Here is a 19,673-nt window from a genome sequence, read left to right as displayed (position 1 = left end):
CGCTACTTAGTGGGCTTGCATGTGGCGATGCAGGCGGTGGCGGCGTTCAAACTCATGCACCCGCTGGCGGGCAAACTCAATGGTTTGAGCCGTCATGACGCTGCGATTTTCATCCTTCAGCTCGCCACTCATATGGCGAACCACGGCCATAGCGGTTTCCACCATGGCTTCAAAGGCTGCAGAGCTGTCGACTGCTCCTGGCAAGGGCATCAGGAAGGTGATCCCTGGCGTTACAAACTCACCCATCTCTTCAATAGGGAACGTGCCAGGCTTGACCACGTTAATCATTGAGAACTGAAGTTCGCTGTCGTCACTTTCTGTTTCAAAGCGGTGGAACACACCCATGGCACGGCTGTAGCGTAGACCGCACGCCATAATGAGCTCCAGCAACTTGCTGCCATCGAAGCCTTCCGGGTCCCGGGAGAGCACGCTGATAACCACCACCTCATCGGCGTTGGTCAATGTTTCTTTGGCATGTTCACCCGGCACATCATGACGCAACGCTTTTTCAAGCGTTGGGTGAGCACGTACGACATTATCACGCGAGCCACGCACCGGCGCTTCATCGTAGGCTTCATAGTCATCGTACTGATCCGCTGATGTTTCATGCGCATAAGCAGGTTCAGACTCGTCATGGCGTGCAGCGGCCCGTTGCGCTTCCGCAGCAATTTCGGCGGCTTCGCGGGCTTCGGCCTGTTCCTGGGCAATGCGGGCTTTTTCTGCCTCGGCAGCTTCTTTTGCTTCACGGCGCTGCTCGGCTTCAAGCGCTTTGCGCTCTGCTTTCAGCTTGGCGGCGGCTTCAGCACGCTTGGCCTTTTCAGCTTTCTTACGGGCTTTTTCCTGACGACGCTGTATCAGGCGACGTTTAAGCGAGCGGCCCATACCCTCAAAATCAACCAGCCGATACTCATCAACGGCATCATCATCCAGCTCGTCATACTCGCCGGCCGTATCTTCACGCAGTTGACGACGCTTGGGCGCCCTGGCCGAAGCGGCATCTTCTGGCTCTGCACGCAACACAGGATCGGCGTCTGTTTCAACAGCGAGGACCGGCTCAGCAGGGCTCTCCTTATTCACCGCGACGGATTCATTCACCGCGACAGGCTCTTCTTTCGCAGCAACGGACTCTTCGTTGGCAGTAGATAGGGAGATAGACGGCTCTCCAGTGTGTGGCTTGCTTTGGGTTGGCACTTGCTCGGCAATAGGCGCATGCGCTTCTGACGCTGTTTTGTCTACCGGCTGAGTGTTAACAGGATTGGCTTGTGCCGTTGGCTGGGGTTCAACCTGGCTCACGTCAGCTGGAGCGTCGCTATTCGGGAAGATGCTTGGCTCTCGACGATCAATGTCAGCCGGGCGTGCTTTAGGCGCAGCGGCCTGGCGCTGAGGCTGTGCAGATGCTGCTGTATCCACTGGCGGAGCAGTCGCTTTACGCTTAGGGACCGCATTGGCAAAGGAGCGCCTAAATTCGGATAGCACTCTGGAAGGCCCTGGATGGTCTTGACGTTCCAACTTGGGTTTCGCGCCGACCCCACTATAGTCCGCAGGTTTAACGACACGTGCGCCACCGTTCGGAAGCTCCCAGCTAATTTCGGCTTCTTTAGCCTCATCATCCAGCTCGGTTAGCTTCGCCTCGGGAAGATCCTTAACCGCCTGGTCCAGACGAGGGACGCGCCGCTGGCGTTGGAGTCGTCGTACACCGTCGACTACGATGAGCGACACCAACGCCAGTCCTAAAATGATTAACCATTCTCTTAGTTCCATGTCGAACATTCCATGGGTCATTTAACCGGTTACTAAAGCGCCATACCTGAGTGAAAACCTTTCAGGTGGTAAATAAATACCACTAGCATAGCGCGGTTACTATAAATAGAGCCATTTTTTAGCGATTTCTACGTCATGGCACGGTTCCTAAGCACAGTTCCTAAGTACAGTTCCTGACGTTTTCTAAGCAATATTGACGTTCATCGTGATCAGACTCAGTTGCTATTATTCAGGTCGTGAATCTGCTCTTTAATCCTGGTGTATATGTACTGCATCTATCTTACTTAATGTTTACTTAATCCTTAAAGCGAAGCGAGCTTAACAACCAACCTACCACTACTGTATATAAAAACAGCAAAAGGCTTTAATCCAGCTCAGCCACACTAGTTCAAGGTAAATCTACCATAGCATTAACCACAATTTTATAATGATCAATATAGATAAGTTGAGCGTTTTTACACATTTTTTTATTATTTCTACTCAATTTGTTAACAGTTGTAGCAGTTATTTGCTTAACCGTTGGACAGCTTTTGCCAGAATGCGTTCGCAAAGTGGCTGGCTAATACACGTGGTCGGGTCAGGTGTATTTCTAACGGGATGTCCCACGAATCATCTAATGCACGCACCAACCTTCCATCGCTAATCTCTTGTTCTGAAAGGCTTTTAGGTATCCATGCCAGGCCTTTATTTTCCAACACCATGGACATCAACACCGCAGCCAAGTGGCTGGTAAAGCGAGGTGCACTTATAAGAGAAGTGGCATTTTCATTAAGCCAGTGGTTAACAACACGGCCTAATCCCGAAGCATCGGTATATCCCAGGTAAGGCAACACTTCCAGGCACTGAGAACTGCTTAATTCTTTTCCCACCAGTGGAATCAGCGAATCCTCGCCCACCTTTATACTCTCAAACTGGTCAGGCGATAACCGTGAGGGAACAGCGCAATGCCGATGGCTTAACAAGAACTGGCAGTCACCTTGTAACAACAACTGCTCACACGTGGACATTGTATCCGAGTGAAGGCGCACGGCCTCCATGGGCGCTCCCTGCTCCAGGGCTCTTATCCAACGGGGGAAGAACGTAAATGACAGCGAGTGCGTCGCTGCAAACTGCAACGTTCGGGTCGCTTCCCCGGCAATTTGCTGTGCTTCAGCCCGCAAGCGGTACAGTCGGCCAATCGCGTCAAACGCACTGGCCTGTATGTGTTTACCGGCGTCGGTGAGCGTGGTGCCCTGTGGGGTGCGAATAAACAGACTAACGCCCATCCACTGTTCAAACGCGCGGATCCGTCGGCTGAACGCGGGCTGGGTAATATGTCGGGCGTTTGCAGCACGTACAAAACTGCCGTGCTCGGCAAGGGCGGTAAAGTCTTCTAACCAGACGAGTTCCATGGGGCAATGCCGTTTCAGCATGGGAGCACCTAGTAATAGCATTGGGCAGCCCCCCTTGTCACGCATAGGGTTAAGCACTTGACCACCAAGGAGCTTGCCATGCGTATTGTGGATATTCGCGAGAAAACCGTTTCGATTGCCTCCCCGATTGCCAACGCTTATATCGATTTTTCCAAAATGACCTGTTCGGTCGTGGCCGTCATCACTGATGTGATACGCGACGGTAAACCCGTGATTGGCTACGGTTTTAACTCCAACGGGCGCTATGGCCAGGGAGCGCTCATGCGTGACCGCTTTCTGGATAGAATCACCGAGGCCAACCCCGACACGCTCATTGATCACGCCCGCGACAACCTGGACCCGTTTGCTATCTGGGACACCCTGATGAAAAACGAAAAGCCCGGCGGGCACGGTGAGCGCTCGGTCGCGGTAGGCACGATCGACATGGCAATTTGGGATGCAGTCGCCAAAATTGAGGGCAAACCGCTCTACCAGCTGCTTGCCGAGCGTTATCGAAACGGCCAAGCCGACGATAAGGTCTGGGTGTATGCGGCTGGCGGCTACTACTACCCTGGTAAAGACCACACCAGGCTGCAGGACGAAATGCGCAGCTACCTGGCGCGTGGCTACAACGTGTTAAAAATGAAGATTGGCGGCGCACCGCTTGAGGAAGATATTCAGCGTATCGAAGCCGTGCTTGAAGTCGTAGGCGATGGCAGCCGCTTGGCAGTAGATGCTAACGGGCGCTTTGACCTGAAAACGGCGATTGCTTACGCCGAAGCGCTAAAGCCTTATAACCTCTTCTGGTACGAAGAAGCCGGTGACCCGCTGGATTACGCGCTTCAGGCGGAGCTTGCCAACCATTATGAATTACCCATGGCGACCGGCGAAAACCTGTTCTCGCACCAGGACGCCCGCAACTTGCTACGCCATGGAGGCATGCGTGCCGACCGCGATTTCGTGCAGTTCGACTGCGCCCTCTCTTACGGGCTGGTGGAGTACATGCGCACGCTGAAAGTGATGGATGAGCTTGGCTGGTCATCGCGCCGCGTAGTACCCCACGGCGGCCACCAAATGTCACTGAATATCGCCGCTGGCTTGCACCTGGGCGGCAACGAATCCTATCCGGATGTCTTCCAGCCGTTTGGTGGCTTCGCTGACGGCATTCAGGTTGAAAATGGCTACGTCGGCCTGCCCGATATTCCGGGCGTAGGCTTTGAAGCCAAATCCAGGCTGTATGCAGTGATGCGCGAGCTGGGCGAAGGCTAAGCTGAGGCTTAATCCACCAGCGCCGCAGCTTCATCAATCCCCACCGATACCAAGCGCGACACGCCGGGTTCCTGCATGGTCACCCCCATCAGGCGCTCGGCGGCTTCCATGGCAATCTTGTTGTGGGTGATATAGATGAACTGAACGTTTTCCGACATCTCTTTTACGAGCTTGGCGTATCGCCCCACGTTGGCATCATCCAGCGGCGCGTCAACTTCATCGAGCATACAGAACGGCGCGGGGTTGAGCTGGAAGATCGAGAACACCAACGAAAGCGCGGTAAGTGCTTTTTCCCCACCGGAGAGCAGATGAATCGTGCTGTTCTTCTTGCCCGGTGGACGCGCCATGATCGCCACCCCGGTTTCCAATAAATCATCACCTGTGAGCGTTAGCCAGGCCGCCCCACCGCCAAACACGCGGGGAAAGAGTTCCTGCAAACCGCTATTCACTTGATCAAACGTTTCCTTGAAACGTACCCGCGTTTCCTGGTCGATACGCTTGATCGCTCGCTCCAGGGTTTCCAGCGCTTCGGTCAGTTCGGCGTGCTGGGCTTCCAAATAGTTGCGTCGCTCGGCCTGCTGGTCGTACTCCTCAATCGCTGCCAGATTAATGGCGCCCAGGCGGCGTATCTTCTCGCCGGTGCTTTCCAAACGCTCCTGCCAAACCTGTTCACTGGCATCGCTTGGCAGGTTCTCGGCCAGGGCATCGGCGTCATGCCCCAGTTCGGCCAGTTGCTCATCTTGCGTGGCCGCTTTTAGCGCCAGCGCCTGAACATCCATACGCCGCTGCTGAAGCTGCTCGCGGCTCTGTTCAAGATTGCGTTCGTGCTGCTGGCGGGCCAGCTCATCATTGCGCAGCTGTTCTGCCAGCGACTGGGCCTGCTGGCGCGTTTCGTTAAGGCGGCGCTCCTGCTGCTCACGCTGATGTAGTAGCTCTTCAAGCTCTTCACCGGCCAACTCGTCCGGCTCAAGTAGCGTTTCCCGCGACGCTTCTAGCTCTGCTATGCGTAGCGTCAAGCGCTCTTCGCTGTCGCTTGAGCGCGTCTGCTGGGCGCGCAAACTACTCCGCTCAGCGGTTAACCGCTCACGCTCTAACGCCAGCGTTTGCTGCTGTGCTTTTAACGGGCCGTGTTGCTGAGTCAGCTGGTCGCGCTGTTCGCGCTGGCGGCCACGCTGCTCGCTGGCCTCTTCGCGTGCTTGTGCAGTGGTTTCCAGCGTTTCCATCGCCACATTCCAGCGGGCGCGCTGCTCCTCCAGGGTAAGCGTTAACGCCGCTTCATCCTCTTGCAGTTGCCCAAGCTCCGCATCAAGCTCGGTGGCCCGGCTCTCCAAATGCTCCAGCTTTTGGGCAGCGCTACGCTCTTTAATGGCCAACTGCTGAACGCTTGCAGCATGACCACGCTCCTGCTCAGCCTGCTGTTCACGGGAAAGCTCCAGGGCTTCAATAGTCTCACTGGTCGTTTCGCACTGCTCTTCAGCCAGCGCCAGCGCGTCTTCATCCTGCTCGCGCAGGGCGTCCAGCTCCTTGAAACGGCGTCGCGTTACCAGTAAGGCATCAACGCCTTCGCCATTGGCCTGCTGATGCAGCCAGCCGCGCCCCCGCCAAACGCCGTCACGGCTAACAACGCTTTCTCCCGCTGCAAGGCCGGGCGCAAGCTGCTCAGCCTCGGCGCCGGACTCAACGTAGTGAATACTTGCTAACCATTCACCTATCGCACCAGCGCCGCTTACCAGTGAATCCAGCCGCTGGCCCTGGGTTGAAGCGGCGGGCGCTTGCTCATCAATCAAACACCAGTCGGTAGCCAGCGCCTGCGGCAACGCGGCAAGCTGGTGGCTTGCGACCAGTCGAGCATTCAACCAGGGCGCCAACAGCCAGGAAATGACCGTCTCCCAACCGGGTGTCACGCTGAGGGTTTCACCCAGGCGGGGGGCATTACTTAGCCCGTGGGTTGCCAGAGTTGCTTCCATGTCCGGGTCGTGGTCGGCCAGCGCGGCATCCATCAGGGTCTGTAGCGAGGATAGTTCACCCTGGCGCTGGCTCAATTCAGCGCGTTTATCATCACGGGTAAGCGTTGCCTGTTGATAACGCTGTTTGGCATCGCTGTACTGCTGCTGCCACTGTTCACGCGTTTGGGTGAAGGCTTCGGAACGCGCTTCGGCTTCTTCCAACTGTGCCTGGAACTGAGCATGCTCTTCGCGTAGCGCGCTCAAATCCGCCAAATCGCCGCGCTGCTGACGCCGCCGCTGGCTTTCTGCCTGTAGGCGTTGAATACGCTGCTCTAAATCGCGCAGCTGGTCCTGGCTGCGGTCGGCTTCGCGGCTGGCATCGCGCCAGCGATTTTCGGCGTCCGACCACTGCTGCTCGGCGGCTTCCATGGCGGGGGTAGCATCGGCGAGGGCCTGTTCCAGGGCGTCCAGCTGCTCTTCCAGCGCTTCGTGTTCGGGCGCCAGATCCTCAAAGCGTTCGTCGATGGCGGCAAGACGCTCCCGGTCGCCTTCGCTCACCAGGCGTTGCTCATCCAGTTCGCGCCGTGCAGTGGCAATATCGCTGGCTAGCTGGGCCTCACGGCTACGCCGGTGGGCCTGGTCCTGCTCCAGCCGTGCAATGCGCGTGGTGGTTTCAAAAAACTGCTGCTGGTGGCGCTCCAGTACCTCAGCCAGCTCATCGTGCTGCTCACGAGCTTGCTCCAGGCGGGTTTCGCACTGGCGTACGCCAAACACATCTTTTTCAACTGAGATTTCCAGCTCACGAACCCGGCTCTCCTGCTGCGACTGCTCTACTCGCAAGGTGCGCCCGCGTAGCAGTGCCAGCTCGCCTTTAAGCCGGTACTCCTGCTGCTTTAACTCCTGATAGCGTTTGGCCGCCTCGGCCTGGCGCTTTAAGCGCTCAAGCTGTTTATCCAGCTCCTCGCGAATATCGTCCAAACGCTCAAGGTTTTCCTGGGTGCGCCGCATACGATTTTCGGTTTCGCGGCGGCGCTCCTTGTATTTAGAAATGCCCGCAGCTTCTTCAAGCGTTGAGCGCAAATCATCGGGGCGAGCTTCAATCAATCGCGAGATCATGCCCTGGCCGATAATCGCGTAGGAGCGCGGGCCAAGCCCGGTGCCCATAAACAGGTCGGCGATATCCCGTCGACGGCACTTTTGGCCATTGAAGAAGTAGTTGGACTGGCCGTCGCGGGTCACTAACCGTTTGACCACGATTTCCGCGTATTGGGCATACACGCCACCCATGGTGCCGTCGCGATTGTCGAACTTGAGCTCAATAGACGCCTGGCCCACCGGCTTGCGCCCAGTCGAGCCATTAAAGATAACGTCGGCCATGGACTCGCCACGCAGGGTTTTAGCGGAGGACTCGCCCATCACCCAGCGCACGGCGTCGATAATATTGGACTTGCCACAGCCATTGGGGCCGACAATCGCGGTCATATTACCGTCGAAGGGCACCGTGACCGGATCGACAAACGACTTGAATCCAACAAGGCGGATAGAGGTTAAGCGCATGCCAATCCTACAAAAAATTATTTATAAACATGAGACGTATTCAAAATACATGATTCATAACGACTTCGGCAGCGGTGATTGGCTCAAGGCTCATCAGCCGCCGCTGTTTCGGATGTATCGGCCAAGCGTTCCTGGGCCGCGCGGATACCTTCGCGTAGCGAGTCGGCCGTGTTCGGATCGTTGACCGTTGCCAGCGCGCGCCGCCAGCGCTCCATTGCGCCCTCGTAATCACCGTTATCAAACGCGTGAATGCCTAACAGACCGAGCACCGTTGGTTGGCGTGGGTCCTGAGCCAGCGTTTCATTCACCAAACGCTGCACATCCGGGGTCAGCTCACGTCCTGCCATAAAGAAGCGAATTTGCGCAAGCTGGGCGAGCAGTGCAGGGAGCCGGCCTTCCAGCGCGATGAGCCGTTCCAGCGCATCGATGGCGTTATCTTCCTGGCCGGTATCGCGATACAGCGGAAACAGCGAGGCCCACACGTTGGCATTGCCCGGCTGAAGCGCGGCCTGCTCTTCCATACGACGAATATACGTGTCTGGAGTAGCGCCGGGGTCGTTGAGTAATTCCTGCTGAACGCCATACAGGGCAAGATCACCCTCGGCCCCTTCTTCCAGGTACCAAAAAAGACTGATGGCCACCACGCTCAAGGCAATCAATGGCACAGCTAAACGCCCGGCAAGGGGCGATTGTAGCGGTCGTACGGCCAGCGTGGCAGTATCTTCCAGAAGGCTACGCTCAAGTTCCAGCGTTCCTTCTTCAAACTGCGCGGCACTAACATCGCCACGCGCATGAGCCGCCTCTAACGAGACAAGCCGACGCTGAAAAATGGCCACGTTCTGCTCGGCCGAAGTGTCGTTGGCTTCATATGCGCGTTGCTGGTCATAAAGCGCATGCGCCTTACGCAGCGGGGAAAGTAGCAAGACAATCGCTGGCAACATGACAATCGCCATGGCGACCCATAAAAGCGTCATGAGGATCTCCTGCGCTGAATCAGCGCATCCAGCCGAGCGCGCTCTTCAGCACTTAGCGCCTTGGCAGACGCATGGCGCCGTGCGCGTACAATCAGCAGCACGATCAAAACACCCCCGACGCCTAACCCAATGGGCAGCCCCCACAGAAGATAGGTGCGGCTCTCCAGGCGCGGATTATAGAGAACATAGTCGCCAAAGCGCTCTACCATGTGATTGACCACTTCGCTATCGGAGCGCCCATCCTGCAGCATTTGATACACCCGTTCCCGCATATCGGCGGAGATAGGCGAGTTCGAATCATTGATGGCCTGGTTTTCACACAGCGGGCAGCGCATGGACGCGGTTAATGCGTGATAACGCTGCGCCAGCACCGGGTCGTCAAACTCACGCAGCTCGATTCCCTCCGCCACGACGCTTGTCGACAACAGCAGGAAGAGCACGGCCAGGGTACGTATTAACGCCATTTGGCTACCTCCGGCAAAATACGCTCGGCCACATCCTGAGGAGAGATATCGCCTTTATGGTGATAGCGAATAATTCCGCCGGCATCGACCAGAAACGTTTCAGGCGCGCCATAAACGCCAAGGTCAAAGCCCAGGCTGCCGTCAGGGTCAAAGATATTCACTTCAAACGGGTCGCCAAACTCGTTTAAAAAGTGCATTCCTTTTTCGCGGGTATCGCGATAGTTCACCCCGACCATACGAACACCCTGGTCGGCCAATGCCAAAAGCTGGGGCATTTCCTGCTTGCAGGCCGGGCACCATTCGCCCCACACATTAACCAGTGAGACTTCCCCCTTGAGCAGCGTTTGATCAACCAGGGTGCCTTCATCACGCAGCGTGGTGGCCTCAAATGTCGGGAACTCACGTGCCATCAGCGCCGAGTCCCGGGCTGACGGGTCATGCTGCAAACGCTGATATAAAAACAGCGCCACCAGAAGAAAACCCAGCGGTAGCAGTAACAGCCATAGTCGACGGCTCATAGCGCGGCTTCCTGCGTTTTGGGCGAGCGGGCCACGTCGGCACGGTCGGCCGTTCTGGTTCGGCGATAGCGCTTATCCACTATTGCCAGTATGCCGCCTAACGCCATCAACAAACCGCCCAACCAAAGCCAGCGTACAAAAGGCTTATATTGAATGCGCATGGCCCAACTGCCATCCTCCAAATCTTCACCCATGGCAACGTAAAGATCCCGAAACAGGCCGGGGCGTAGCGCGACCTGGCTCATGGGCATACCCGTTGCCAGATAAAAGCGCTTCTCAGGGCGCATAATAAAACCACGCCCTGATTCGATATTGCGCACCTGAATGACGGCCGTATCGGCCATAAAGTTGGCGCCTCGGCGGCTTTTAAGCTCCGTCAACGTGAACTGATAGCCCGCGACGTCAAGCTCGGTGCCCGGCGCCATACGCACCGTGCGCTCAGTGGCATAGTTGGACACCACGGCCACACCAATAATCGTCACTGCAATTCCCACATGCCCGAGCACCATGCCCCAATACGCTAGGGAAAGCTTGCGCAAACCCGCCAGGCGGCTAGCGCCGTGGCGGGTTTTATCCCACATGTCCCTCCCAATCGGCAGCACGATCCACAGCGCAGCCACAATACCCAATGAGGCCCACAGGTTCCATTCACCGGTGTATATCAGCGGCAACACCATACCCAGCACCAGCGCAGCGACGCCAGCAAGCCACAATTTACGGCGCAGTTCACTGGCTGGCATGCTCTTCCAGCGAGCGACCGGACCAAGCCCCATAAAGAGACACATCACAACCGTCAGCGGTACAAAAAGCGCATTAAAGTACGGCGGGCCCACGCTGATTTTACCCAGGTTGAGCGAGTCTAAAATCAGCGGGTAGAGCGTACCCAGCAAAATCGTCACGGTCATGATGACCAATAGAATATTGTTGATAAGCAGCAGCGAATCTCGTGATAGCCAGTTGAAGCTCGCATGATGGCTCACGCGGGGCGCGCGCAGCGCAAATATCAGTAGAGAAAGCGTCACGGTGATCGTCAGCAGCACCAGAATAAACAAGCCGCGTGAGGGGTCATTGGCAAACGCGTGCACCGAGGTAAGTACACCAGAACGCACCAGAAAGGTACCCAGCAGCGATAGCGAAAAGGTAAAAATGGCCAGCAGTACGGTCCAGCTTTTAAACGAGCCGCGCTTTTCGGTGACGGCCAGCGAATGGATCAGCGCGGTGCCGGTTAGCCAGGGCAGTAGCGAGGCATTTTCCACCGGGTCCCAGAACCACCAGCCTCCCCAGCCGAGTTCGTAGTAGGCCCACCAGCTGCCCAATGCAATACCTACCGTCAAAAAGGCCCAGGCAATATTGGTCCAGGGGCGCGCCCAGCGCGTCCAGGCCGCATCCAACCGCCCCCCCAGCAGCGCGGCAATGGCGAAGGCAAACACGACGGAAAACCCGACATAGCCCATGTAGAGCATCGGCGGGTGAACAATCAAGCCAATATCCTGAAGCAGCGGATTAAGGTCCGCGCCATCGTGAGGCACGTTGGGCAAAAGCCGCTCGAAGGGATTGGACGTCAGCAGGATAAACAGTAAGAATCCCACGCTAATCAAGCCCATCACACCCTGTACCCGCGCTACCATGTCGCGAGGCAGGCCGCCTGAGAAGCGCGAAGCGGCATACCCCCAGCCCGCCAGCATCAGGCTCCACAACAGCACCGACCCTTCATGGTTGCCCCACACCGCACTGAGCTTGTAGTACCAGGGCAACAGCGAGTTGGAGTTGTTGGCGACGTTCGCCACACTGAAGTCATCCAGCGCGTAGCTGGCGGTTAGGCACACATAAGCCGCTGCGATAAACAGAAACTGCCCCGTGGCCATGGGATGACCATATGCCATCCAAAGCGGCCTGCGCGTGGCCGCCCCGGCTAATGGCATTACGCCCTGCAATACTGCCATTAGCAGGGCAATAATTAACGCGAAGTGCCCAAGCTCAGGGATCAGTTTTACCAACATCGGCACTCCAGCATGACACGGACTCTAGGGTATAGGACATTGGCTCAACCTATTCACGCTTGGCTGCTTCAACCGGTTGGTCCTGATAATCAGCAGGCGAGTAACCTGCCTCTTCTAACGCTTGCGACACTTCGGGCGGCATGTAGTTTTCATCGTGGCGAGCAAGCACCTTGTCAGCGATAAACCGCCCGTCTGTAGACAGTTTGCCTACCACTACCACGCCCTGCCCTTCGCGAAACAGATCCGGCAGGATGCCGTTATAGGCCACCGCAAGCTCGTCCACGTAGTCGGTTACCAGGAACTCGACGTTCAGGCTTTGCGGGTCACGGACAACCGAGCCCTCCTTTACCATACCGCCTGCACGGATTGTCCGCTCGATGGGCGCGTCACCCTGGGCAATCTGCACCGGACTGTAGAACAGGTTGATATTAGCGCGCAGGGCATAGAGCGTGAGGCCTACCGCCACGGCGGCTAGCGCCAGCGCGCCGAGAATGATCACCAGCTTCTGGCGACGTTTAGGTGTCATCAGCATGTCTCGTTTGATGGGGTGGATGACGGTCACCACGCCGGGCACGGCGTTTTACAGCACTGGCCAGTTGGCGGCGCTCAAAACGAGCATGAATGATGCAGGCAACCATCAAAAGTGCCGTGACGCCCCAGGCCGCCCACACGTAAGGGCCGTGTCCGCCCATGGCCAAGAACGCGCCAAACGATGTAAATGCCATTACCGCGCCTCCCTGATCAAATCCCTGACCCAACGCTTATCAATTTCCCGACGCAGGATTTCATTCCGCGTACGCATCAGTGTAAGAGCGATAAAAAACCAGTAGAAGCCCAGCACCATGATCAGTAACGGCAGCCACATTTCCGTGGGCATGAGGGGCCGCGACGTCAACGTAAAGGTCGCCGACTGGTGGAGCGTAAACCACCAGTCCACCGAGTACTTGATAATCGGAATATTGATGACCCCAACCATGGCCAGTACCGAAGCCGCTTTTGCCCCCCCCTCACGACGGGTAAAAGCGCTGCGCAGGGCGATCACCCCCAGAAACAGGAACAACAGAATCAGCATGGAGGTCAGTCGGGCATCCCACATCCACCAGGTACCCCAGGTGGGCACACCCCACACCGCTCCGGAAAAAAGCGCCACAAACGTCATCACCGCCCCAAACGGCGCCATAACTGTCGCGGCCATATCCGCCACCTTGATCTTCCATACCATGAAGACCAGGCTCGCCGCCGCCATCGAAACAAACACCGACTGGGCAAGAAAGGCGGCGGGCACGTGGACATAAATGATCCTGAAGCTATCGCCCTGCCCCTGATTCACCTCGGTGGGTGCAAAGGCTAACCCCCATACCGTGCCGGTCGCAATGAGTACCAGGGAGACTGCCCAGCACCAGGGCTGCACCTTTGCACTCATTGCATAAAACCATTTGGGCGAGCCCCATTTATGAATAAAGGTCCACATGACGTGTTCTGTCCTCAACCGTTGATACTGATGCGTAGCGAGGCGGCAATCGCCCAGGGAGCCAACAGTAGCGACGCAGCCAGCAGGGCCCCGAGCATGGCCAGGTGCGCCGCAACGCCTTCACCGATGACAGCAGCCTGCACCGCCCCGACCCCAAAAATAAGCACCGGTATATACAGCGGCAGTATAAGCAGCGACAGCAGTACGCCGCCCCGCGCGATACCAACGGTTAGCGCCGCACCAATCGCGCCAAGCAGGCTCAAGCTGGCGCTGCCCAGCAAAAGCGAAAGCGCAAGCACCGCGTAGCTGCCCGGAGGCAGGGCCAGCGTCACACCCAGAAGCGGCGCAACCAGCGCCAGCGGCAGCCCGGTCAACAACCAGTGGGCAAGTACCTTGGCCAGGCTAAGCGCGGCTAGCGGCTGAGGCGCGAGCAGCATCTGCTCAAGGCTGCCGTCGTCATAATCGGTGCGAAACAGGCTATCCAGCGACAAAAGCGCCGCCAGAAGCGCCGCTACCCACAAAAGACCTGGCGCGATCAGCGCAAGTACGGCGCGGTCGGGTGAAATGCCGATTGGGAACAGCGTTATCACCAGCGCGAAGAAGACCAGCGGATTGAACAGTTCGCCGCGGCGTCTGAACATCAGTGTTACATCACGCTTGAGGGTGGCGGTAAAGGCGATCCACAGCCCGCCCGGCACCGGCGTTTCAAGTAGTGTAGTGGTCGCCTTCTGCCCCTGCGTCATTGTTTATCCCAGTTGAATACAGCGAGCGGCGGGCGAAGCATTCAGCGCATGGTGAGTGGTTACCAGAATGCTCCCCCCAGCTTGAGCGTGAGCTGAAAGCTGCGCTTCAAGCGCGGCTACGCCTTGGTGGTCAATGGCGGAAAACGGCTCGTCAAGCACCCAGAGCGGACGGCGCGTCAGCGTTAACCGGGCCAGCGCCACACGGCGCTGCTGACCCGCCGACAGCTGGCCGACCAATACGTCCTCAAAACCGCCAAGCCCTACTTGCTCCAAAGCGCTCAGGCGCTGCGATTCATTACCCCGCTCGCCGCTTAGCGCCTGGTACCAGGCCAGGTTTTCAAGCGGTGAAAGCCCAGCCTTGATGCCTGGCGAATGCCCCAGATACAGCAGGTTGGCCAGATAATGTTCACGCACCTTGCGAAGTGGCGCGCCGTTCCAGAAAAGCTCGCCTTGGTAATCACTCAGTTGACCTGCCAGCAGCTTTAACAGCGTGGTCTTGCCGCTGCCATTGGGGCCTTCAATTCGAACGATGTCACCGCTGCGAATCGTGAGATCGAGCCCTTCAAATAGCCAGCGCCCATCACGCTCGCAGGCTAGTTGTCGTGCTTGCAGGCACAGGCTCAAAGGTATCTCCCAACAGGTTGATAGTTAGCCAAAACTCTACACGGAAAGCCACGTTATCTCCAGCCAATCGCAGCGGCCGTGAGAATGCACCAAGCGTGCCGACGGGACCAGCATCTTGAATAGCAAAAGGCACTGGATAAAAACAGCACTACCACTGTATGCAAAAACAGCTGTATACTAAAACACTGTATGAAAAGACATGCCAACAACCTGCTGGCTTGCCACTACTAAACGCCTAGGGAAAGGGCGCTGCATTGGAGAATTTCCTATGAATATATCGATGTCAGCACCAACTCACGCCGGTTCTACCGTATTGAGCAGCGCGTCCTGCGCACCTAAAGGCATTCAATCGGCACGCGCCTTTAAAACAGCACCACGCAGAACGCGGCACAATACCTACGCCCTCAAAATACGCGGCAACCGAATGCGTGATTGCAACTTGTTTGATGGAGATGTCATTATTATTCGGCGTTTTCAATGCGATACCCACGAAGAAACCGCCGTCGCTCACATCAATCAGCAACCTGTTGCGTTGAAGCAGCTCTCGATCAGTCGCTTTGGCGTACATTTATGGCCTGCCGATACCCAAGCGCCGGATCTCTTTTTGCACAATTGCGATATTCAAGTGTTAGGAATGGTAATGGGTGTGGCGCAGGATAGTGCCAACGACCTTGCTGCCAATTCTTATGGCCTTATGGAGCACTGATTGCGTTATCAAGTTCCTGATTTAGCTGCCTCGCAGTGGCATACCGCCGAGATAGAGGTCGAAAAAAGCCAGTTTCTGGCGTGGCTATGCCATGCGCCAGATGTGGCCGCTTTTAGTGCACTTCTTGAAGCGGCAAGAGCTGCTCACCCCAATGCCAGCCATCACTGTACGGCTTATATTGCTGGGCCGCCTGGGGAGCAAACACTGATTGGTTTTTCCGATGATGGCGAGCCTGGCGGCACGGCCGGTCGGCCAATGTACCAGGTACTTCAAGGCAGCCAAATGGGTGAAATCGGCGGTGTCGTGACGCGCTACTTCGGCGGCACCAAGCTAGGCACCGGCGGGCTGGCACGGGCTTACGCTCAAGCCATCAGCCATGCGTTGGAAACCTTACCGACGCGTGAAGTGATTGAGCGAGACGCCTACACGCTACGCCTTACCTTTGCCAGCGAGGCGATCGCCCGCGCCTGGTGCGACGAAAAGGCCATCCCCATTGAACACGTCAACTACGATGGCGAAGGTGTTCAGCTCACCATTGGCTGGCCCCGCGACCAGACGTTCGACCTTTCCCCCTTGGAAAATCGCCTAAAGTGCACGCTGGACGTTACCCCGGTAAACGCACCCGCCCCCTAAACCAAAAACGGCTTACGGTGTAAACCGTAAGCCGTGCATGGGGCACTTCTGCTTCCCCGTCAATCCTGTCTATTTATCCCAAATATTTAATCATTACCCCGGCAGCCACGGCAGAACCAATTACTCCTGCCACGTTTGGACCCATCGCATGCATCAACAAGAAGTTATGCGGATTGGATTCCAGACCGACCTTATTAGCTACACGCGCCGCCATAGGCACAGCGGATACCCCGGCAGCACCTATCAGCGGATTAATCGGCATACGGCTCATTAGGTTCATCAGCTTGGCCATTAACACGCCGGCGGCGGTACCAATTCCGAAGGCCACGATACCCAGCCCCAGAATCCCGAGGGTTTCCACCGTCAAGAAGCTTTCCGCCATCAGCTTTGAACCAACAGAAAGCCCTAGAACGATCGTCACGATGTTGATCAGCGCGTTCTGGGCGGTATCCGAAAGCCGCTCTACCACGCCGCATTCGCGCATCAAATTACCAAAGCAGAACATCCCCAGAAGCGGTGCTGCGTCGGGTAGAAACAGCGCGACCAGGATCAACAGCATGAGAGGAAAGATCACTTTTTCCAGCCTGGAGACGGGGCGCAGCTGCGTCATTTTTATCTGACGCTCTTTTTCAGTGGTTAACAGCCGCATAATAGGTGGCTGGATTAACGGCACCAGCGCCATGTACGCGTAGGCCGCCACCGCGATAGCACCCAATAGCTCTGGAGCAAGCACGCTGGACACATAGATAGACGTTGGCCCATCGGCGCCGCCGATAATCCCGATCGCTGCCGCCTGGTTCAGCGAGAAGTCCATGATGCCCATGGAGGTCAGCACAACGGCACCAAACAGCGTGGCGAAAATACCAAACTGGGCCGCAGCACCTAGAAACAGCGTACGAGGGTTGGCAAGCAGCGGGCCAAAGTCAGTCATGGCACCCACGCCCATAAAGATCAACAGCGGTGCGATACCCGATGCAATGGCCACTGAATAGAAGTTATACAGCATGCCATTGCTGTAACCGACGCTTGTCGCAATATCCTTAGCGGCACGCAGCTGCTCTGGCGCTACCTCACCATGGGCAACTACTTTGAGCGTTTCACGCCACGCATCAATACCTGCCAAAGGATCCAGCATTACGCCCAGCGCGGCACCAACCTGCTGAAGCACGGCAGGCTTGCCAACCTCAATGGCCTGGTCCAGCGCTGAAATCGCAAGGCCAGCTTCGGGAATATTGGCAAGAATCCCCCCAAAACCAATCGGCACCAACAACAGCGGCTCAAATTTCTTATGGATCGCCAAATAGAGCAGCAGCAGCCCGACCCCGATCATGACCACCTGGCCAAGCTCAAGGTTATAAAGCCCCGAGCCCTCCCATAACGTGACTAGCTTATCCATTCCCGAGGCCCTTAAAGCTCAATCAGTACGTCGCCAACAGCTACGCTGTCGCCTTCACTAACATTGACTTTCGATACCGTGCCGGCACTGCTGGCGCGAATTTCGGTTTCCATTTTCATAGCTTCAAGAATGATGACCACTTCCCCATCCGCTACCTGGTCGCCAGGGCGCACATTCACCTTGAAGATATTGCCAGCAAGCGGTGCTTCTATGGCTTCACCACGGCTGGCCGCCGGGGCGGGGCTCGCCGCAGGCGCAGGCGACTGCTCTTGCACCTGGCCAATATCGCCGCCTTCAGAAACTTCCACTACAAACGCTTTGCCATTGAGCTTTACGGTATAGGTTTCAGGGCCACGTGCCGCCTCTGGCGCACTGTCTTGAGTAACCACCGGAGGCTTGGCAGGCTCGCTACCAGCCACCTGGGGCGCAGGTTCGAAAGCGTCCGCGTTATCACGATTTTTAAGAAACTTCAGACCGATTTGCGGGAACAAGGCGTAGGTGAGGACATCATCTATTTCACACTCGCCCTCTGCCAAGCGTACCTGCTCGGCGCCGGCTTTCTCTTTAAGCTCTGCCGCCAGCTTTTGCATTTCAGGTGCAAGGTTATCCGCCGGGCGACAGGTAATCGGCTGACCGCCCTCCAGCACGCGGGCTTGAAGCTCGGTATTAAAGGGGGCGGGTGCCGCGCCGTATTCGCCTTTCAGCAGCGCCTGCACCTCTTTGGAAATGGACTTGTAACGCTCGCCCATCATCACGTTCATTACCGCTTGGGTACCGACGATTTGCGACGTGGGCGTCACCAGCGGAATAAATCCCAGGTCTTCACGCACACGAGGAATTTCGCCAAGCACATCGTCCAGCTTGTCGCCCGCACCCTGCTCTTTCAGCTGACTTTCCATATTGGTCAGCATGCCGCCTGGCACCTGGGCCACCAGAATGCGCGAATCGATGCCGCGTAACGAACCTTCAAAAGCAGCGTACTTTTTACGTACTTCACGGAAATAGCCCGCGATGTCTTCCAACAGTTCAAGGTCCAGCCCGGTATCACGGTCGGTATCCTTGAGCATCGCAACAACGGACTCTGTGGGGCTATGTCCATACGTCATCGACATGGACGAAATCGCGGTATCGACGTTATCGATACCGGCCTCGACTGCCTTAAGAATGGTGGAAGTGGAAAGTCCTGTCGTGGCATGGCAATGCAGGTGAACAGGAATAGACAGATTTTTCTTCAGCCGCGTTACCAGCTCAAATGCGGTGTAAGGCGTTAACAGCCCCGCCATATCCTTGATAGCCAGCGAGTCTGCGCCCATTTCGGCAATATTGGTCGCTAGATCGACCCAGCTATCCAGGGTATGTACCGGGCTTACCGTGTAGGAAATAGTGCCCTGCGCATGCCCACCCACCTGACGAACCGCTTTAATCGCGCGCTTCAGGTTGCGCGGGTCATTCATGGCATCAAACACACGGAACACATCAACGCCGTTGGTTTTGGCCCGTTCGACAAACTTATCGACTACGTCATCCGCATAGTGGCGATAGCCCAACAGATTTTGACCACGCAGTAGCATGGCTTGAGGCGTATTGGGCATCGCCTCTTTTAATGCCCGAATACGCTCCCATGGGTCTTCGCCTAAATAACGAATGCATGCATCAAAGGTGGCGCCACCCCAGGTCTCTAGCGACCAGTAGCCAACACGATCCAGCTTTTCAGCGATGGGCAGCATATCGTCCAGACGCAAGCGGGTCGCAAACAGTGATTGATGGGCATCACGCAGTACCACATCGGTAATTCCCAGCGGGCGTTTTGTCTCATTCATAGCAGTAGCTCACACGTTAAAATTATTGATATGTAGTAAAACTAACAAAATAAAGGCAAATAAGGGGATAGGCTGACTAAAAAATTACCGATTAGTGACGCTTTAATGAGCGGTAACGATGCACCGCAGCACTGATAACTGCAGTCGCTTCCTCGTCCTCGCCACTCAACGCGGGAGCAGACGAAGGCTTTGTACCTGCTAACGTCGGCACAGGCGTCGGCTGAAAACGTCCTAACAGTTTTGACATCAACGTAACGCTAATGACTAAAATAGTAAGAAAAACAAAAACAAAGCCCATCCCAAGCCCCATAATTGCGAGCCCCTCCTGGAGTAGTTCTGCATTCTGCATAATGTCTCTCTTGTTGTAGAGCATAAATTAACGCTTAAAGGGTTCTAAAAG

At 56.4% G+C, this 19,673-nt stretch carries 18 protein-coding genes; 3 read left to right on the top strand and 15 right to left on the bottom strand.

The window, feature by feature from the left end; genetic code table 11:
* Positions 1-6: 6 nt before the first annotated feature.
* A complete protein-coding gene (gene zipA, locus ACT3T6_RS03315; protein WP_193055352.1) occupies positions 7-1,761 on the bottom strand; it encodes a cell division protein ZipA in 1,755 nt (584 codons plus the stop codon).
* 512 nt (positions 1,762-2,273) lie between these two features.
* Positions 2,274-3,194, bottom strand: coding sequence for a LysR family transcriptional regulator (locus ACT3T6_RS03310; RefSeq protein ID WP_441678008.1), 921 nt, complete (start codon positions 3,192-3,194; stop codon positions 2,274-2,276).
* A 57-nt stretch (positions 3,195-3,251) separates the two neighbouring features.
* Here ACT3T6_RS03310 and ACT3T6_RS03305 point away from each other — a divergent pair, with 57 nt between their 5' ends.
* Complete coding sequence (locus tag ACT3T6_RS03305) at positions 3,252-4,421, top strand: mandelate racemase/muconate lactonizing enzyme family protein (RefSeq protein ID WP_193055350.1); 1,170 nt, start codon at positions 3,252-3,254, stop codon at positions 4,419-4,421.
* Between the two features lie 8 nt (positions 4,422-4,429).
* On the opposite strand, the gene smc is transcribed toward ACT3T6_RS03305, so the two are convergent.
* The 10 genes from smc to ccmA all read right to left on the bottom strand — a co-directional run bounded on the left by smc (position 4,430) and on the right by ccmA (position 14,718).
* Positions 4,430-7,924: a chromosome segregation protein SMC gene (gene smc / locus ACT3T6_RS03300; protein ID WP_193055349.1), complete on the bottom strand. Its 3,495-nt coding sequence runs from the start codon at positions 7,922-7,924 to the stop codon at positions 4,430-4,432.
* Between the two features lie 83 nt (positions 7,925-8,007).
* The gene (gene ccmI, locus ACT3T6_RS03295; protein WP_193055348.1) at positions 8,008-8,898 is read right to left on the bottom strand and encodes a c-type cytochrome biogenesis protein CcmI; all 891 of its coding nucleotides are present in this window, start codon (positions 8,896-8,898) and stop codon (positions 8,008-8,010) included.
* Positions 8,895-9,362 (bottom strand): cytochrome c-type biogenesis protein, encoded by a 468-nt coding sequence (locus tag ACT3T6_RS03290; RefSeq protein ID WP_193055347.1) that lies wholly within the window; start codon positions 9,360-9,362, stop codon positions 8,895-8,897. The genes ccmI and ACT3T6_RS03290 overlap by 4 nt, the downstream gene beginning before the upstream one ends.
* Positions 9,353-9,880 (bottom strand): DsbE family thiol:disulfide interchange protein, encoded by a 528-nt coding sequence (locus ACT3T6_RS03285; protein WP_193055346.1) that lies wholly within the window; start codon positions 9,878-9,880, stop codon positions 9,353-9,355. Before ACT3T6_RS03285 ends, ACT3T6_RS03290 begins: the two co-directional genes overlap by 10 nt.
* The gene (locus ACT3T6_RS03280; protein ID WP_193055345.1) at positions 9,877-11,880 is read right to left on the bottom strand and encodes a heme lyase CcmF/NrfE family subunit; all 2,004 of its coding nucleotides are present in this window, start codon (positions 11,878-11,880) and stop codon (positions 9,877-9,879) included. The genes ACT3T6_RS03285 and ACT3T6_RS03280 overlap by 4 nt, the downstream gene beginning before the upstream one ends.
* 49 nt (positions 11,881-11,929) lie before the next feature.
* Positions 11,930-12,406, bottom strand: coding sequence for a cytochrome c maturation protein CcmE (gene ccmE, locus ACT3T6_RS03275; protein WP_193055344.1), 477 nt, complete (start codon positions 12,404-12,406; stop codon positions 11,930-11,932).
* Positions 12,396-12,605 carry a heme exporter protein CcmD gene (gene ccmD / locus ACT3T6_RS03270; protein ID WP_193055343.1) on the bottom strand — a complete coding sequence of 70 codons (210 nt, stop codon included), beginning with the start codon at positions 12,603-12,605 and terminating at the stop codon, positions 12,396-12,398. Before ccmD ends, ccmE begins: the two co-directional genes overlap by 11 nt.
* Complete coding sequence (locus ACT3T6_RS03265) at positions 12,605-13,351, bottom strand: heme ABC transporter permease (RefSeq protein WP_193055342.1); 747 nt, start codon at positions 13,349-13,351, stop codon at positions 12,605-12,607. Before ACT3T6_RS03265 ends, ccmD begins: the two co-directional genes overlap by 1 nt.
* A gap of 14 nt (positions 13,352-13,365) precedes the next feature.
* On the bottom strand, positions 13,366-14,094 hold the full coding sequence (ccmB, locus tag ACT3T6_RS03260; protein WP_193055341.1) for a heme exporter protein CcmB: 729 nt from the start codon (positions 14,092-14,094) through the stop codon (positions 13,366-13,368).
* A 3-nt stretch (positions 14,095-14,097) separates the two neighbouring features.
* Positions 14,098-14,718, bottom strand: coding sequence for a cytochrome c biogenesis heme-transporting ATPase CcmA (gene ccmA, locus ACT3T6_RS03255; protein WP_193055340.1), 621 nt, complete (start codon positions 14,716-14,718; stop codon positions 14,098-14,100).
* 268 nt (positions 14,719-14,986) lie between these two features.
* Between ccmA and ACT3T6_RS03250 the strand changes: the two genes are divergently transcribed.
* Together ACT3T6_RS03250 and ACT3T6_RS03245 are read left to right on the top strand one after the other, a co-directional pair.
* Positions 14,987-15,424 (top strand): LexA family protein, encoded by a 438-nt coding sequence (locus tag ACT3T6_RS03250; protein WP_087107966.1) that lies wholly within the window; start codon positions 14,987-14,989, stop codon positions 15,422-15,424.
* Complete coding sequence (locus ACT3T6_RS03245) at positions 15,425-16,057, top strand: IMPACT family protein (protein ID WP_087107964.1); 633 nt, start codon at positions 15,425-15,427, stop codon at positions 16,055-16,057. It begins immediately after the preceding gene.
* A 73-nt stretch (positions 16,058-16,130) separates the two neighbouring features.
* Here the strand turns inward: ACT3T6_RS03245 and ACT3T6_RS03240 are convergent, their stop codons facing one another.
* The 3 genes from ACT3T6_RS03240 to ACT3T6_RS03230 all read right to left on the bottom strand — a co-directional run bounded on the left by ACT3T6_RS03240 (position 16,131) and on the right by ACT3T6_RS03230 (position 19,622).
* Complete coding sequence (locus ACT3T6_RS03240) at positions 16,131-17,453, bottom strand: sodium ion-translocating decarboxylase subunit beta (RefSeq protein ID WP_087107962.1); 1,323 nt, start codon at positions 17,451-17,453, stop codon at positions 16,131-16,133.
* 11 nt (positions 17,454-17,464) lie between these two features.
* Positions 17,465-19,273: a sodium-extruding oxaloacetate decarboxylase subunit alpha gene (oadA, locus tag ACT3T6_RS03235; protein WP_193055339.1), complete on the bottom strand. Its 1,809-nt coding sequence runs from the start codon at positions 19,271-19,273 to the stop codon at positions 17,465-17,467.
* 91 nt (positions 19,274-19,364) lie between these two features.
* Complete coding sequence (locus ACT3T6_RS03230; RefSeq protein WP_193055338.1) at positions 19,365-19,622, bottom strand: OadG family protein; 258 nt, start codon at positions 19,620-19,622, stop codon at positions 19,365-19,367.
* Positions 19,623-19,673: the final 51 nt, after the last annotated feature.

It is taken from the genome of Halomonas sp. 72, assembly GCF_052379785.1.
Lineage (GTDB): Bacteria > Pseudomonadota > Gammaproteobacteria > Pseudomonadales > Halomonadaceae > Vreelandella > Vreelandella citrativorans.
The sequence above is the reverse complement of the archived record's forward strand: the minus strand, read 5'-3'. Positions and strand labels throughout refer to the sequence as shown.